The sequence below is a fragment of the Rhizomicrobium electricum genome (assembly GCF_011762045.1).
GTDB classification, from domain to species: Bacteria; Pseudomonadota; Alphaproteobacteria; order Micropepsales; family Micropepsaceae; genus Rhizomicrobium; species Rhizomicrobium electricum.
The window spans coordinates 1-15,847 of the sequence record NZ_JAASQS010000003.1 but is presented as its reverse complement, the minus strand read 5'-3'; the positions used below and the strand labels follow the sequence as shown (position 1 = coordinate 15,847).

The following is a 15,847-nucleotide window of genomic DNA, read 5'->3' as shown; positions in this document are numbered from 1 at the left end:
TTCGCGGACGGCTGTAACGCAATTCCAGAATCGGCGCTGCATCATGGTTGAATCTATGATGCGTGTTAACTGCATGCGCTGAATCGAAGTTGCGCAAAAACGAGCCCAAAACAGTTTTTCAACACAATCGGCGCATTCCTGCTGTTGCTGGATAACCCTCCACCACCTGCACATGCCTCTCTTTCCGAAGTGTGTATCGTTTGTCGCACCCTCTTGAAATCGTGCGGGTGCATTCCCACGTCTCGGCAACAACCCACAAGGAGCGCCTGAAGATGGAAGCGGCTTTCGCCGCGGACAGTGCAGAGTCGTGGTCGGCTGAGGCCGCGTGGAAACGTCATACAGGATAGGGTGTATCCCACGCACCCGTGAGTGGACGGCCTGGATTATAGCCCCAAGGGGCTGGTTCGCCGTGGTGCCGTCCGCTGCGAACTCCGAGAGGACGAAAAGGTGCCGTCGTTGCGCTTGTTGGCTCAAGCGTGCCGTGCTGCCGGAGGTCTGGAAGAGGCGGGGTTTCCCGCCTTTTTGCTAGGATATAAAGACCGCCGCCGGAAAATCCGCAAACAGCGGGCGATTGTCCGGGGGCGGAACATCGGCGCCGGTCAGTCCGTCGCGCCAGGTGCGCGCCCGTAAATCCTCCGGCAATGCAAAGGCTTCGCCGAGCCGGTCGTCCGGCAGCGGTATCCCACGCGCGATCGCGGCCTCAGCCGAAAGCAGCGGCACGGCGACGAACAAAGTTTTGTGGCCCGCCGTCCGCGCGAACGCGAACAGATGCGCATCGCCGGTTTCGAGCGGACGATAGGCGCCGGCGAAAATCTCCCGTTCCTCGGCGCGCAACTTCAGTAGCCGCGCCAGCAGCGCGAGCTTCACCTGGCCGTCGCGCCAGTCCTTCACATGCGTGGCCGGATCGCCCGCCGCCGCCAGCATTTCCTCGCGGATATGAAAATCCACCGGCCGCCGGTTGTCCGGATCGACCAGAGAGAGGTCCCATAACTCCGTACCCTGATAGATGTCCGGAACGCCGGGCAGGGTGCATTTCAGCACCGTCGCGACCAGTCCGTTCAGCGCGCCCGCCGGGGCCAGCGTGCCGGAAAAACGTTCGAGCCGCGCCAGGAACGGATGCTGGGGATCGAGGATCGCCCGCACGAATTCGGCATGGTCGTTCTCGAATGCCGCATCGGGCCGCGCCCACGAGGTTTCGAGCTTGGCTTCCTTCAGCGATTTCTCGCGCCACGCCAGGATCCGCCGCGCGAAGGCCGACAAGGCCTCGTCGGAAAGACCGAACGGCCGGCAGGCGACGAGGGTCTGGTAAAGCTGATATTCGTCGCCGGCTCCGACCCGCGGCGGGCGCAGCGGCGTGTTGAGTTCGAACCACGCGCGCACTTCGGTCTCCCACAGTTCCGGCAGTTCGCTCAGAACGGCGAGGCGCGCCCGCGTGTCCTCGCCGCGTTTGTGGTCGTGCGTGGCGGTGGCGAGGAGGGCGGCGGGAAAGTTCGCCTGCCGCTTGAGGCTGCTGTCGTGGAATTGCTCCGGCGAAATCGCAAAGCGCCCCGCCGTGAAGCCGACATCATTGCGCGACAACAGCCGCCCGTAGCGATAGAACGCGGTATCCTCGACCGCCTTGGCTGCTACCGGCGCCGCGAGCTGGTTGAAGCGCCGCACCGCTTCGGCGGCGACGGCACCATCGGCCGCTTCCTCGCCGCGCATCGCCGCTGCGATGATGTTCAGTGCCCGCACTTCGTCTTCGCTGGCGCCATTCTCGGCCTCGTGCAGCGCCGCTTCGAAGAGTGGTCCGGGCGGCGGTTCCGGCTTGTCGCCGAGGGCATAGGTGCGATAGGCGCGGAAGTGTTCGAGAATGCGTTCCAGCGCCGCTTCGAAGGCAGTGGGCGCCAGCAGGCCTTCGTCGTCGAGCTGCTGGAACGACAGCGCCGCCCCTCGCAAAGCCGATGCGAAGGCGTTCTCGAGCATCTCCCGTCGCGCCTGCCGCTCTTCGATTTCGAAGTCCGAAGGCCGCCCGCTGAGGTCCGTCCACAGGCGATTGAAAGCGCCCTCGTTGGCGTGCGCGTGCTGCAGGCCCGACACCGCATTCATGAAGTCATAGCCGGTCGTGCCGTCCACCAGCCACGCCGTGGGAAGGTCTTCGCCCTCCGCCAATATCTTTTCGACCAGGATCAGCGCCGGTTCGCGCGGCAGCGCTTCGGGCCTCAGCGGCGTCATCGCTTCCAGGCGCGCGCGCAAGCGGCGGCAATAGCTTTCGGGATCGGAAAGGCCGTCGACGTGATCGATGCGCACGCCGTCGATCAGGCCTTCGCTGTAAAGCCGGAACACGGTGGCATGGATCTGCTCGAAGATCGCATCGTCCTCCACCCGCAGCGCGGCGAGGCTGGTGATGTCGAAGAAGCGCCGCCAGTTGATGCGTTCGCCCGCCGACCGCCAATAGGCAAGGCGGAAGTTCTGCTGCTCCAACAGGCCGCGCAAAACCTCCGGCTCGGAGAAGCGGGTCAGATCGGCTTCGGCCGGCGAGGGCGCACCGACGATGACCATCTCATAGTCCTCGCGTCGCAGCGGAAAGCGGTGTTCGGCATAGACGAACGCGAATTTCCCCAGGCGCTCGTCCCATTGCAGCGAAATCTCGCCGGCATTGATGCTGTCCAGTATCGGTTGTCCGAGCAGCGGCACCAGAAGTTTGTCGCGCAGATTGGCTTGTGCTGGCTCCCAGTCGATGTCGAACATGTTGGCGAAGATGCTGTCGCGTCCCTTCTCCAGAACGTCGAGCCAGTAGGGATTGTCGGCTCCCCCCACCGCCATATGGTTCGGCACGATATCGAGGATGACGCCGATGCCGTTCTTGCGCAGCTCGGCCGCCAACGCACGGAAGCCGTCTTCGCCGCCGAGTTCGGGGTTGACTCGGCCGTGATCGACCACGTCGTAGCCGTGCATCGAACCGGCGCGCGCCATCAGGATCGGCGAGGCGTAGAGGTGGCTGATGCCGAGACGGGCAAGATAGCCGGCCTGCTTCAGCGCGTCGGAGAAGGTGAAGCTCTTGTGGAACTGGATGCGATAGGTCGCCAGCGGCTTCATGCGGCTTCGATCCATACGGTCGTGGTGCACGGTGGAACCATGTCGCCCTCGGCTGATCCATAGACCGGCGCGGAGCGCAGCAGCGGCACCTGCACGGGATCATGGGAAAGGTTGGCCGCAATCGTCAGCGTCGCGCCGTCGCCCAGGCGCCATTGCGCCAGGACCGCTGCCTCGGACAGCACTTCGGAGGAGACGGCCGTCGTACCTTCGAGGCGCGGCACCAGCAGCGAAAAGCGAAGTTGCAGCAGTTCGCGATAAAACGCCCGCCACTCCGGATCGCCGGCACCGAGGTGGCAACGCTCATAGGTTTCTTCCGCATTGGGATCCGGTACGGTCGCCGTCCCCGATGCGAAGGCGGGAAACTTGGCGAATTCCGCCGCTCGGCCCCTTCGCACGGCGTCAGCCAGTTCGGGATTGTAATCGGTGAAGAACAGGAACGGCTCGCGCGCCCCGCGCTCTTCGCCCATGAACAGGAGCGGGATCTGCGGCGACAGGAGCTGGAGCGCAACGGCCGCCTTCAAAGCCCGCTCGTCGCTGAGTTCGATCAGGCGCTCGCCAAGCGCGCGGTTTCCGGTCTGGTCGTGGTTCTGCAGAAACGAGACGAACGCGGTCGGCGGCAGATGTCCGCTCGGCATGCCGCGGCGGCGATCGATGTGCTCCATACGCTCGCCCTGGAAAGCGAATCCTTCTTTCAACAGGCGGGCGAGCTTTGCTGCGGAGCGTTCGGAGAAATCGGCGTAATAGCCTTCGCGCTCGCCCGTCAGCATCGCATGCAGCGTGTTGTGGAAGTCGTCGTTCCATTGGGCACGGTAGGTCTCGAGCAGGCGCGCGTCGTTATCCTCGTTTTCGAGTACCAGATGGCGGTCAGGAAACCGCTCCCCGACTTCCCGTGCCATCGCTTCGAGAAAGCCGTTGTCCCGAATGGCGTGCACGGCATCGAAGCGCAATCCGTCGAAGCGGAACTCCTTCAGCCAATAGAGCGCATTGTCGATGAAGAACCGCCGCACCGGCTCCTGGCGAAAATCGATGGCATCGCCCCACGGCGTCTTCAAGTCGCTGCGGAAAAACTGCGGCGCATAGACGGGCAGGTAGTTTCCGTCAGGCCCGAAATGGTTGTAGACGACGTCCAGAAACACCATCAGCCCGCGCGCGTGCGCCTCGTCGATAAGGGCGCGCAGGTCGTCCGGGGTGCCGTACGCTTCGTCCGGCGCATAGGGCAGCACGCCGTCGTAGCCCCAGTTGCGCCGTCCGGGGAAATCGCCAATGGGCATCAGTTCGATGGCGGTGATCCCCAGATCGCGCAGATCGTCGAGCTGCTCGATCACGCCGTGGAAGCCGCCGGAAAGGCCGGCATGTAACTCGTAGAACACCGTCTCTTCCCACCGGCGCGGCCGCCAGCTTTGAGAGCGCCATTCATAAGTGGAGCGCTCGACGACGCTCCAGCCATGCACGTCGCCCGATTGCCGCCGCGAGGCCGGATCGGGCACCGATACGCCATCGACGTGGAAGCGGTAGCGCGTACCGGACCCGGCCGCGCAACGGACCGTCCACCATCCGCCATCGCTACGCGTCATCGAAAGCGGCTTCGCGTCGGCCAACTCCAGCAGTACGGCATCCGCCGCCGGTGCCCATAAGCGGAACACGGTTCCGCCGTCCCGCACCTCCGGTCCCCAACGGCTCATTTCGGCGGCTCCACCAAGGCCGTGAATAAAGCCGCGCTGCGGTCTTCGACCATGTAGGTTGCGCCTTCGTAGGGCCCCGCCTCGCGCTCGGGATAGGCTGTATCGACCAGGAGCTGCCACGGCCAGTTCGAGTGCAGCGAGAACTCGATCGCCTTTTCCGAGCCGTTGAGCAGCAGCGACAGGACTTCGATCTTGCCGTCGCCGTCCCATAACGCCCGCCGCATGATCAGGGCGCGTCCTTCGCCGTTGGCCCAGTCGTCTTCGCTCAGGGTGTTGCCGCGTTCGTCCAGCCAGTCGAGATTGCGGAAGCCGGGGCTGGTCTCCTCGCCGAACAGGAATTTTGCGCTCCGCAGCCCGGCATAGCGTTTGCGCAGGGAAATCATCCGGGCCGTGAAGTCCATTTGAGCGGCGCCTTCCGGCGATTTCAGCTTCTCCCAGTCGAGCCACGAGATCTCGTTGTCCTGGCAATAGGCGTTATTGTTGCCGCCCTGCGAGTTTCCGAATTCGTCGCCAGCCAGCAGCATAGGGGTGCCGAGCGAGGCGAACAGGCTGAGCAGCATCGAGCGTTTGACCCGCTCCCGCAGCGCCACAATCGGCTCCTGATCGGTAGGTCCTTCTACGCCCCAATGGCAAGAAAGGTTGTCGGACGCGCCGTCGCGATTATCTTCGCCGTTGGCCTCGTTATGCTTGCCTTCGTACATCACGAGATCGCCCAGCGGAGAGCCGTCGTGGCTGGCGAGGTAGTTGATCGAGGCTGTCGGCCGGCGCGATGCGAAGATGTCGGCCGATCCCGATAGGCGGCGTGCCAGTTCCGGGCGCTGTCCGCTGTCGCCGCGCCAATAGCGCCGCAGCGTATCGCGATAGCGATCGTTCCATTCTCCGAACGGCGGTGGATGATTGCCGAGCTGGTAGCCGCCGGGCCCGATATCCCAAGGCTCCGAGATCAGCTTGACCTTATTGAGCACCGGATCCTGCCGGACGGCGTCGAAAAATCCGCTGTTCGGATCGAAGCCCGTGTGCTCGCGGCCGAGCGTGGCGCCGAGGTCGAAGCGGAACCCGTCCACATGATAGGATTCGACAAAGTAGCGCAGCGAATCCAGCACCATCTGCAATGCTCGCGGGCTTGCCATGTCGAGCACGTTGCCGGTGCCGGTGTCGTTGATGGTATGGCGGACGTTTCCGTCGACAAGCCGGTAATAATTGGCATTGTCGATGCCCCGCCACGACAGTGTCGGACCCAGTTCGCTGCCTTCGCAGGTATGGTTGTAGACCACGTCGAGCAACACCTCGATCCCGGCCCGGTGGAGGCGGCGGATAGTTGCCCGAAGCTCGTTCGTACTGCCGCTGCTCATATACCCCGGCTCCGGTGTGAAGAAGCCGAGCGTGTTGTAACCCCAGTAGTTTCGCAGGCCCTTGTCGATCAAATGCCTGTCCTGCAGGAAGGCATGGATCGGCATCAACTCGATGGTGGTAATTCCGAGACGCCTCAAATGCGCAATCACTGCCGGATGACCGAGCGCGGCATAGGTTCCGCGAAATCTCTCGGGCACCTCATCGAATTGCCTGGTAAGGCCTTTGACGTGCGCTTCGTAGATGATGGTATCGCTCCAAGGAACGGCTGGCGGCTTGTCGTCGCCCCAGACGTAGTTCTCGGTGGTGACGACCGCTTTGACCATGCCGGGACCGCTGTCCCGCCGATCGAAACTGAGGTCGCCCCGTGGCGAATGAAGGCGATAGCCGAACAGCGTGTCGCTCCAGCGGAGCAAGCCGAAAAACTCCTTCGCATAGGGATCGAGCAGCAGCTTGTTGGGATTGAAGCGGTGACCTTCCTCCGGCTTATAGGGACCGTGGATGCGATACCCGTAGATCGTGCCCGGTCCGGCGCCGGGCAGATAGCCGTGCCAGACCTGATCGGTGCGTTCGGGTAGATCGAGGCGAGCTATTTCACGGTTGGCGCCGTTGTACAGGCAGAGTTCTACGGCCGTCGCATTGGCCGAGAAGATCGCAAAGTTGACACCCAAACCGTCCCATGTTGCTCCCAGCGGAGCGGGGGATCCCGGCTCCAGTATTCCGGGCGTAAGTGGCATGTGCGGCGACCCTCCGTTGACCCTTACGAACGGGTGTAACGTTTCGGCGGTTCCATGGGTTGCCATGCCGCGCTGACGGCGTGTTCCCTCACGGCTGGGAAATGGTCTGGGCCAAATTGAGGAAGCCGGCCAGAGGAACGCCAAGCTGGTCCGGCCGGTTGGCAAATTCGTAGCCCACCTCGTAAGCGGCGCGTTCGAGCGAGAAAACCCGCAGCAATCGCTCTTCGTGGGGCTCCAGAACGCTCCCGCGACCCCGCACATATCCTTCCATGAAGGCGGCCGCGGAACGCGTTTCGAAGCTGGTCAACAGCGCATCGACGTCGATCTGAGCGGTTGTCGGAGCGGTGCGAAGGGCGGTCCATACCACGTAACTGAACGAGCGTAGCATGCCGGCGACATCCCGCATTGCGCTGTTCTTGGCGCGGCGTTCCGATATCGGCTTCAGCGGCTCGCCCTCGAAGTCGACCAGCACTGCATCCCCGGCAGCCACGAGAACTTGTCCAAGGTGCAGATCTCCGTGGATGCGGATAAGTTGACTCCCGAGCCCTGCTTCGAGGGCTACATCGATGCCGTCCATCAGCGCCTCGCGCTGGGCCGACAGCGTGCGCACCGCTTCCGTATCTGCGCCCAAGTCGCGGCCGTCGAGCAGATCGAGCGCTGCTGCGACCTGTTTGTGGGCGAATATGCGCCAGCCGGCAATGGTGCCTTGGGATGCCACTTCCGGCGCAAAATCGGGGTTGTCGCTCGGCAGGCTCAATTCGCGATGCATCTCACCCAGCCGTTGTCCCGCCACGCAAACGAAATTCGCTACGGTCTCGAAGCCGTCATGGCCTTCCTCCAGCGAGGTGCGATCGTCGAGGAGTCGCTTGGCCTGTTCGACCGACCAGTGAAAGCCGTCGCCTTGGTTTTCGATAAAGCGCTGTGCAACCATGACGGTTGCCGAGCGGCCGTCAGATCGCTGGTGCGAAACTTCGCCGAGCAACGGTGCGATTCCGGGGAAGCCGCGGCGGGTCAGTTCCTTCACCATCTCCTCTTCGGGATGAATTCCGTCGACGAGACGGCGAAAGACCTTCAGCATGACGCTGCGTCCGACCACCACCGCGGAATTGGAGGAATCGGCACCGAGCCATTGGATCTCCGCTGTTTCGTCGGGTGCGGAGAATCCGGGTTGCGGCAAGAAGACCAGTGTATCGTCGCCCTGTTGCAGCGAGCGGCCCTCAGCAATAGCGGCTAGGACGGCGCGAACGAATTTCGGTGATGCGCACCCATCAGTGAGAAGTCCGACACGCGCGCGTTGCCGGGCGCGAGCGAAAGCAAGCCGGGATTCTTGAGGGCTGGACTGTTCGTCCTCCCAGGCGACGGCCAGCGGCATGGCATAGCGGCTTTCGCTGTCGCCTACCGTTGCCGAGACTTCGGCGAACACGATATCGGGACGGTCGATCGGGATGGCGGTGCATACGCGGACGTGCGGAACTTCCTTCGACTTCTGCTGAAACCATCGGCGCTGCGCCAGGTATCCCGGCAGGATGTCCTTCTCCAACACGTCGCGCGAACGTCCTTCGAGAATGCCGGAAAGTCCCGACCGCAGCACGAACGTATAGTGTTCGGCGAGATTCTCGTCGGTCGATGTACTCCATGACGGCTGAGCCGCGTCGGGGCTGAGCACGAACCAATAGAAACCGAACGGCGGCAAGGTCAGAAGGTAGGTGAGTTGGCCGATTTTGGGGAAAGCGACATTGCCCGACAACTCCACTGGTGTTCGCCCCGTGAATTCGGACAGATCGAGTTCAACGGCCTGGGCGGTGCGCGCAACGTTGGCGACGCACAGGATGGTTTCGCCTTCGTACTCGCGCAAGTAGACGAGAACCTTGCGATTGGCCGGTCGCAAGAAGCGTAATCCGCCGCGCCCGAATGCCTTGTGCTGTCCGCGGATCACGAGCCCGCGTCTGAGGCGGTTGAGAAGCGAATGTGGATCGCGCCACTGTGCTTCTACGTTCACAGCCTGATAGCCGTAGAGCGGGTTTGAAATTACCGGTACGGCCAGCGATTCCGCGTCGGCTCGCGAGAAGCCACCGTTGCGGTCGGGGCTCCATTGCATTGCGGTGCGGACGCCGTCGCGGTCGCCGAGATGGATATTGTCGCCCATGCCGATCTCGTCGCCATAGTAGAGAACCGGCGTTCCCATAATGGTGAGAAGAAGTCCGTTCATCAGTTCGATGCGTCGGAAATCGCGTTCCATCAATGGGGCGAGGCGGCGGCGGATGCCAAGGTTCAATCGGGCGCGCCGGTCGGAAGCGTACGTATTCCACAGATAGTCGCGCTCGCGGTCGGTGACCATTTCAAGCGTCAATTCATCGTGGTTGCGCAGGAACGTCGTCCATTGACAGTTGGGCGGTGCGTCCGGTGTCTGGCGCAGAATGTCGGTGACGGGGAAGCGGTCCTCCTGTGCTAACGCCATGTACATGCGCGGCATCAGGGGGAAATGGAACAGCATGTGGCATTCGTCGTCATTGCCGAAATACTGCTGGATATCCTCGGGCCACTGGTTCGCTTCGGCTAGCAGCACCCGGCCGGGATAGTACGTGTCGACTTCGGCGCGGATGCGCTTCAGGATATCGTGCGTCTCCGGAAGGTTCTCGTTGTTGGTGCCTTCGCGCTCGACGAGATAGGGGACCGCGTCCAGCCGGAGCCCGTCGACACCCATATCCATCCAGAACCGCAGAACTTTCAGGCATTCCTCGAATACCAGCGGATTGTCGAAGTTGAGGTCCGGCTGATGGAAATAGAAGCGATGCCAATAATGCGCCTTGGCTTCGTCGTCCCAGGTCCAATTCGATTTTTCGCTGTCGAGAAAGATGATGCGGGTTCCGGCATATTTCTTGTCGCTGTCGGACCAGACGTAGAAATCGCGTTCGGGCGATCCAAGCGGCGCTTTGCGGGCGCGTTGGAACCACGGATGTTGGTCCGAGGTATGATTGATGACGAGTTCGGTAATCACCCGGATGCCCCGGATGTGGGCTTCCGCGATGAAGCGCTGCACGTCTTCGATGGTGCCGTATTCCGGGTGAACGTCGGTGTAGTCGGCGATATCGTAGCCGTCATCCCGGCGCGGCGAGGGGTAGAACGGCAAAAGCCAAAGCACGTTCACACCCAGACCGGCGAGATAGTCGAGTTTCGATATCAGTCCGGGGAAATCGCCGATACCGTCGTTGTTGCCGTCGAAGAAGGATTTGACGTGCAGCTGGTAGATGACGGCATCCTTGTACCACAGCGGATCTTCCGTGAGCGGCGCTGCGGCCGAGGTGCGAAGCAGGTTGGGATCGAGCCGTATGTTCATGCGCGAGGCTCCGGAGCAATGCGCCAGATACGATAGGGGACGTCGGGTGTCAGAAGTGCGTTCTGCAGCTTGCCGTGCCAGACGAACTTCGAGCCGGTGAGAAGATCTTCGACGGCTACAACGTCGGTATCGCCCAGGCCCCATTCCCACAAGGGAAGTTCGAAGGAAACCGACTGGCTGTTGTGAGGATCGAGACAGACCAACACGAGGACGCGATGCTCGTGACCGAGTGGATGCTTGCCGTAATAGATGACGTTGTCGTTGAAGGCGTTGTAGAAGGTTGTACCCATATGCGACTGCAGCGCCGGTTCGGACTTGCGCAACCGGTTGAGCTGGGCGATCTCGCGGATGATGTTGCCGGGAGCGTTCCAATCGCGCGGCCGCACGGCGTATTTATCGGAGTCGAGATACTCCTCCCGCCCCGGAAGCGCCGCCGCTTCGCAAAGCTCGAAGCCCGAGAACATACCCCACAGCCCCGATAACGTCGCCGCCAGCGCGGCGCGGATGAGAAAGCCTGCGCGCCCGGACGTTTGGAGGAAAAGTGGGTTGATGTCCGGCGTATTGACGAAGAAATGCGGACGGAAGAACGCATCGACCGGCGGCGTAGCGATCTCTTCGATATACTCCGTCAGTTCGGCCTTGGTGTTGCGCCAAGTGAAATAGGTGTAGGACTGCGAAAAGCCGATCTTGCCGAGATGATACATGATCGCCGGCCGGGTAAATGCCTCCGCCAGGAAGATCGCGTCGGGATGGATGGCGCGGATATCGGCAATCAACCATTCCCAGAATGCGAAGGGCTTGGTGTGCGGATTGTCGACGCGGAAAATACGCACGCCTTCGCCGATCCAATGCAAGATGACGTCGCGCAGTGCGAGCCAAAGCTCCGGGACGGCGTTTTTGGCATAAAAATCGACATTGACGATGTCTTCGTAGATCTTCGGCGGATTCTCGGCATACCTGATCGAGCCATCGGGCCGCCACTCGAACCAGCCGGGGTGCTCTTTCAGCCAGGGATGGTCGGGCGAGCACTGCACGGCGAAATCCATCGCAATCTCGAGGCCGGCTGCTTTCGCTTCGGCGACCAACGCCCGGAAGTCTTCCGCCGTGCCAAGTTCGGTGTGAATGGCGTCGTGCCCGCCTTCCGGTGAGCCGATGGCGTATGCCGAGCCGACATCGTCGGGCATTGCGACCAGGGTATTGTTGCGGCCTTTGCGGTTGGTGCGGCCGATGGGGTGGATCGGCGGCATATAGAGCACGTCGAACCCCATCGCCGTGATGTGCGGCAATATCGCGATCACATCGCGCAGTGTGCCGTGCCGGTCGCCGTCTGCGGAGCGCGGAAATATCTCGTACCAAGCCGCGAAGCCGGCAGCCTTGCGATCGGCATCGATCGGGTAGGGGCCTGACTCGGTGCGAAACGCGCGCGGAGCGGCAAGTCGCATCGCTTCGATCGTTTCGGGAGCGGTCAAAAGGGCGTGCTGCTCTACGAGCGTCGAGCGGTTCGCATGTGCGGCGATGGTTTCGAGGGCGCCACGCAAGCCTGCGGGCGCATGGTGCCGTGCCGCTTCGATCAGGGCGCATCCTTCCTTGAGATCGAGGCGGATATCCTTGCCGGCATCATGCTTCTTTGTGAGGTCGCGAACGAAGGTACCGTAGGCGTCGATCCAGGCCTCTACCGCGAAGACATGCCGTCCCGGCCGCAACAGCGGCAGATCGACGACCCAGCGGTCGTTGCCGATCAATGTCATAGGCCGCACCTGCGCCTCGCGCTCGTCTTCGGCGCGTGAGGAGATTTCGGCGGCCAATACCGGGTGCCCGTCGCTGTAGATCGTCGCCTCGATCCGTACGGTCTCGCCAACCAGGCGCTTCGCGGGATAGCGGCCGCCCTCCACCGAAGGCAAGACATTTTCGATGATTACTCGCGGCTCTCGGGCCGCCTTCTGTGCCGTCAATGCGCGGATGCGGCGCACGGGCTTGGCTCTGCGGGCGCGATAAAGGCGCGTCATACCGGGACGGCGTGCCGGATCGTCGCTCTGCCGCATGACGACGGGTTCCAGCATCGACCATTCGTCCAGATCCGCGATGACGGTACGGTCCAGGCGATCGGCCGGCGTACCGTTCAAGCCGACGACAGCGACCAGCGCTTCCTCCTCGCCATTGCGAAGCACCACTGTCCGCGAGGCGGAGGGAAATATCTTCAGGGAGCCCGGCGCGGCGACCACCGGATCGGAGGCGGCCAAGACATTCATAGCCTGGACCGTATCCGGAAACTCGGCGGCATTCTCGGCGCCGGTCAGTACGCCGGAGCCCGATACCGCTGCGAGCAGCAATCGCGCCCGTCGTACGTCTGCGCTTTCGTACGCAGGCTGGCCGGGCAAGTCTGCCATGGCTAGCACCGGCGCGACCGATCGCAATGCCGCATATTCTTCCGCCAGCCAGGGCGCACGCAGATCCCACCACGGCAGCGATGACACGCAATAGTCGAAGCCGCAGCCTTTGAGAAATGCGAGGTCGCTCCACGCGACGCCGGGCGTATTGAGAATGAAAAGTGCATCGGGAACGCGTTCGCGCGTCTCGCTGACCACGCGTCGCATAACGCCATTGCTCTGGAGCGGGTGAAGAAAGCGGAAGCCGGCAACGCCGCTCGCAAGCCTCTCGCATAGAGCCTCTTTCCACCAACTCACCTGCGTTTCGGCATTTTCCACGTTTGCGAGAGGATGATCGCCGGGAAGATTTGCCATATCGATGTCGAGCAGCAGCTTCAGCCCATCGGCCGCTTCGGGATTGCCGCGCCCGTCACGATACCCGTCGGCCAGCACGCAATCGAAGTCGAGGGCCGTAAGCGGCGCCGGGTCGTTCGGCACGGTGGTTCCGGTATGGCAGATACGGGGAGGAGACACGGCAAGCCCTCGGCGTCGCGGCAGACTAACGGCCGGCGGCCGGGCGAAGTTCCTCTTCATTCGCCCTTGTTTACGACGCAAACCGTCTCGCGATTCAGGAATGCCGCCTTAGTAAAGGTTGCGGCAGCGGTGATCCACCCATGGCGTGCATAACGCGCGAGTGGGCGGAACAGCGGCGTGCTCGCGACGTTGTGGCTGCGAGCGTTGCCGGAGCAAACGTCATGCCGACACGGTCGGGGCACACCGCCGCCATTCTTGCATCCAAGGTCGTCGGCACGCCGGTGTTTGCGGCCGGTGGCGAAAAGCTCGGCCATGTTCAGGATGTGATGCTCGACAAGCTTTCGGATCGCCTGGTTTTCGCGGTGATTGCCGTCGGCTTCTCGCCCGGTATGGGCCAGCAATGCAGCCCGGTGCCGTGGCGCCTGTTGGACTACGATCCAGGCCTGCAAGGCTATGTCATCGCGCTCACGGCGGCGCAATTCCGCAACGCGCCGGTTTTCGGACTCGACGAGCTCACGCACGACGACGGGGCGCGCGCCCGCGAACTCACCGGGATGTTCTACGACACGGTCTGAAGAAAGGACGCAAGAATGGCACGAACTACACGACGCCAGCGCAAGACGACCGGCCGCGTGATGCACGAATACAAGCATGGGGAGCTCGATCGCGGCCGGGGCGGCGGCAAGGTGAAGAGCCGCAAGCAGGCGATTGCGATCGCTCTCAGCGAGGCGGGGGTATCGAACCGCCAATCGCCGAAGCAGAAGCGGAAGGCGCGGGCCCGGACGACCAAGAAGGAAGCGCGTGGCGCCACGGGCCAGCAGGAGCGCGAAGGCCGCAAGGCCGTCGGCGCGCGGCCGCGGCGGAAAACGGCAAAATCGGCCAGCCGCAAGACTACACGCAAGGCTACGCGTAAAACCTCGCGCAAAAAGGCCTCCCGTAAGACGACGCGGAAGACGACGCGAAAATCCGCGAAACGGGCTCCGCGGCGCAAGTCTCGGACGAGCTAAGGGAACCCCGCGCCGCGCCGCCGGTTATCAATGTTTGATAGAAGGAGAAGGGACCAATGGATAGTCAAGGATCGCATAGAAGCGATTACGAAGCCGTCGTACAGGACGTGAAGGATCTCAAGAATGACAGCGCGACGCTGGCCGGCAACATCGCCGATGATGCGAAGGGCAGGGTCTCCAGAATGAAGGACAAGGCCTCCGACACGGTAAACGGTACCCTCGGCCGGATTGAGGGCACGGTGTCGGATATCTGGAACGCCATATCGAAGACGTCGACCCAATCGTACGAAGCGGTCGAGCGTAACGTGGAGCAGCGCCCCGTAACGGCGGTACTGGCAGCGTTCGTGGCCGGTGCGGCTATCGGCTGGGTGCTGGATCGTCGCCGGTGAGTGCGTTCGTGAATGATATCGAAGGTGTGCGAAAGCGCGCTCGCGAGCACATTTCGGAAGGCGCGGTCACCGATGGTTATAAGGCTGACCGCGCCCGTGTTCTCGACGTATTGAACGAGGTTCTTGCAACTGAGCTCGTCTGCACGCTGCGGTACCGCCGCCATTACCATACGGCCGAAGGTATTACGTCGGAATCGGTGAAGCAGGAATTCCTGGAGCACGCCCGCGAGGAGCAGGAGCACGCCGATCGGGTTGCCGAACGGATCGTCCAGCTCGGCGGCGAGCCCGACTTCAATCCCAAGACACTGGCCGACCGCAGTCATGCCGAATACGTCGAAGGCAATGACCTCCGGTCCATGATCGAGGAGGATCTGGTCGCCGAGCGGATCGCGATCGAGACCTATATGGAGATCGCACGCTGGCTTGGCGACGGCGATCCCACAAGCCGCAGGCTGATCGAACAGATCCTCGAGAAGGAGGAGGAGCACGCGGAAGATCTGGTGTCGTTGCTGGGGCGTCTGCCTGACGGGAACCCGAAGTCCGCGTGAAGCGCAGGCGTTCCGGAGCCAGCGAATCCAACGAGCCGCCATCCGGGGCCGATCCTTTTGGTCGTCGGTGGCTAGGCGTTTATCCGCAACGATAAGGCGAATGCATGACGCAGTTCCTCTTCATCCGTCACGGCAAACATGGCGGCCCGGAAGGCGTTCTCCTCGGCCGATCCGATGCAGCAGGGTTGTCGGAAGAGGGTAGAGAGCAGATCCGCCGCCTCGGCTTCTTTGTCGCGCGTCCGCAGGTTGATCTCATTTACACCAGTCCCCGTCGACGCTGCCTCGAAACTGCGACGGAGTTGGCGATCGCGCTGGACGCGCCGGTGGAAGCCGACGTCGCCCTCGATGAGGTGGATTACGGGACCTGGACCGGTCGTTCTTTCGACGATCTGGCGCATGATAGTGCCTGGACGGCGTGGAACGACCAGCGCGATGTCGTACGGATTCCAGACGGCGAACGGATGCGCGACGTGCAGATACGGGTGCTTCGATATCTTCAATGCGCCTCAGCCGTGCACCCGGATGCTCGGATCGCGGTTGTGACGCACGCCGAAGTAATACGCGCAGCGATGTTGGCGGAACGCGGGCTCAGCCTGAGACAATGGGCCGATATCGATGTCGAGCCCGGATCGGTGTGGTTGATGGAGCGGACCGCGCCGACGGTAGAGGCCGTGGCGTCATGAAGTTGGCCATTGTCGGCTGACAGTCTCGTCCGCTATGCGCCGATTTTGTGGAAAAACTCGACACTGAGCGCGTCTTTTCCGGCCTGACGATCTTGTGAAGTTGCAGTTCGAGCGCCGTTTACCTTCACGCCGCCAT

The 15,847-nt window shown here is 62.6% G+C and carries 10 protein-coding genes; 5 read left to right on the top strand and 5 right to left on the bottom strand.

All coding sequences use genetic code 11. From position 1 onward, the window contains the following. Positions 1–525: 525 nt before the first annotated feature. The 5 genes from treY to FHS84_RS05995 form a co-directional block, all read right to left on the bottom strand. Positions 526–3,108: a malto-oligosyltrehalose synthase gene (gene treY / locus FHS84_RS06015; protein WP_208393728.1), complete on the bottom strand. Its 2,583-nt coding sequence runs from the start codon at positions 3,106–3,108 to the stop codon at positions 526–528. Then, on the bottom strand, positions 3,075–4,760 hold the full coding sequence (gene treZ, locus FHS84_RS06010) for a malto-oligosyltrehalose trehalohydrolase (protein ID WP_166931908.1): 1,686 nt from the start codon (positions 4,758–4,760) through the stop codon (positions 3,075–3,077). The genes treY and treZ overlap by 34 nt, the downstream gene beginning before the upstream one ends. Beyond that, positions 4,757–6,847, bottom strand: coding sequence for a glycogen debranching protein GlgX (glgX, locus tag FHS84_RS06005; RefSeq protein ID WP_166931906.1), 2,091 nt, complete (start codon positions 6,845–6,847; stop codon positions 4,757–4,759). The genes treZ and glgX overlap by 4 nt, the downstream gene beginning before the upstream one ends. A gap of 88 nt (positions 6,848–6,935) precedes the next feature. After that, positions 6,936–10,184 (bottom strand): maltose alpha-D-glucosyltransferase, encoded by a 3,249-nt coding sequence (gene treS / locus FHS84_RS06000; protein WP_166931903.1) that lies wholly within the window; start codon positions 10,182–10,184, stop codon positions 6,936–6,938. Beyond that, a complete protein-coding gene (locus FHS84_RS05995; RefSeq protein WP_208393727.1) occupies positions 10,181–13,084 on the bottom strand; it encodes a maltotransferase domain-containing protein in 2,904 nt (967 codons plus the stop codon). The genes treS and FHS84_RS05995 overlap by 4 nt, the downstream gene beginning before the upstream one ends. A 221-nt stretch (positions 13,085–13,305) precedes the next feature. Between FHS84_RS05995 and FHS84_RS05990 the strand changes: the two genes are divergently transcribed. From FHS84_RS05990 to FHS84_RS05970, 5 genes are all read left to right on the top strand, one after another. Beyond that, positions 13,306–13,659, top strand: coding sequence for a PRC-barrel domain-containing protein (locus tag FHS84_RS05990; RefSeq protein WP_166931898.1), 354 nt, complete (start codon positions 13,306–13,308; stop codon positions 13,657–13,659). A gap of 15 nt (positions 13,660–13,674) precedes the next feature. Continuing rightward, positions 13,675–14,091 (top strand): DUF6496 domain-containing protein, encoded by a 417-nt coding sequence (locus tag FHS84_RS21110; protein ID WP_208393726.1) that lies wholly within the window; start codon positions 13,675–13,677, stop codon positions 14,089–14,091. A 56-nt stretch (positions 14,092–14,147) separates the two neighbouring features. After that, positions 14,148–14,480: an ElaB/YgaM/YqjD family protein gene (locus FHS84_RS05980; RefSeq protein WP_166931895.1), complete on the top strand. Its 333-nt coding sequence runs from the start codon at positions 14,148–14,150 to the stop codon at positions 14,478–14,480. An 8-nt stretch (positions 14,481–14,488) separates the two neighbouring features. Beyond that, positions 14,489–15,028, top strand: coding sequence for a ferritin-like domain-containing protein (locus FHS84_RS05975; protein ID WP_341801811.1), 540 nt, complete (start codon positions 14,489–14,491; stop codon positions 15,026–15,028). Between the two features lie 104 nt (positions 15,029–15,132). Beyond that, positions 15,133–15,711 carry a histidine phosphatase family protein gene (locus FHS84_RS05970; RefSeq protein ID WP_166931889.1) on the top strand — a complete coding sequence of 193 codons (579 nt, stop codon included), beginning with the start codon at positions 15,133–15,135 and terminating at the stop codon, positions 15,709–15,711. The last annotated feature ends 136 nt before the right edge of the window (positions 15,712–15,847 follow it).

What these genes read in the sequence shown, in the direction of transcription:
- treS (WP_166931903.1), bottom strand. Translation starts at nt 10,184, where the DNA reads ATGAACATACGGCTCGATCCCAACCTGCTTCGCACCTCGGCCGCAGCG.
- FHS84_RS05970 (WP_166931889.1), top strand. Translation starts at nt 15,133, where the DNA reads ATGACGCAGTTCCTCTTCATCCGTCACGGCAAACATGGCGGCCCGGAA.
- FHS84_RS05990 (WP_166931898.1), top strand. Translation starts at nt 13,306, where the DNA reads ATGCCGACACGGTCGGGGCACACCGCCGCCATTCTTGCATCCAAGGTC.
- FHS84_RS05980 (WP_166931895.1), top strand. Translation starts at nt 14,148, where the DNA reads ATGGATAGTCAAGGATCGCATAGAAGCGATTACGAAGCCGTCGTACAG.
- treZ (WP_166931908.1), bottom strand. Translation starts at nt 4,760, where the DNA reads ATGAGCCGTTGGGGACCGGAGGTGCGGGACGGCGGAACCGTGTTCCGC.
- glgX (WP_166931906.1), bottom strand. Translation starts at nt 6,847, where the DNA reads ATGCCACTTACGCCCGGAATACTGGAGCCGGGATCCCCCGCTCCGCTG.
- FHS84_RS21110 (WP_208393726.1), top strand. Translation starts at nt 13,675, where the DNA reads ATGGCACGAACTACACGACGCCAGCGCAAGACGACCGGCCGCGTGATG.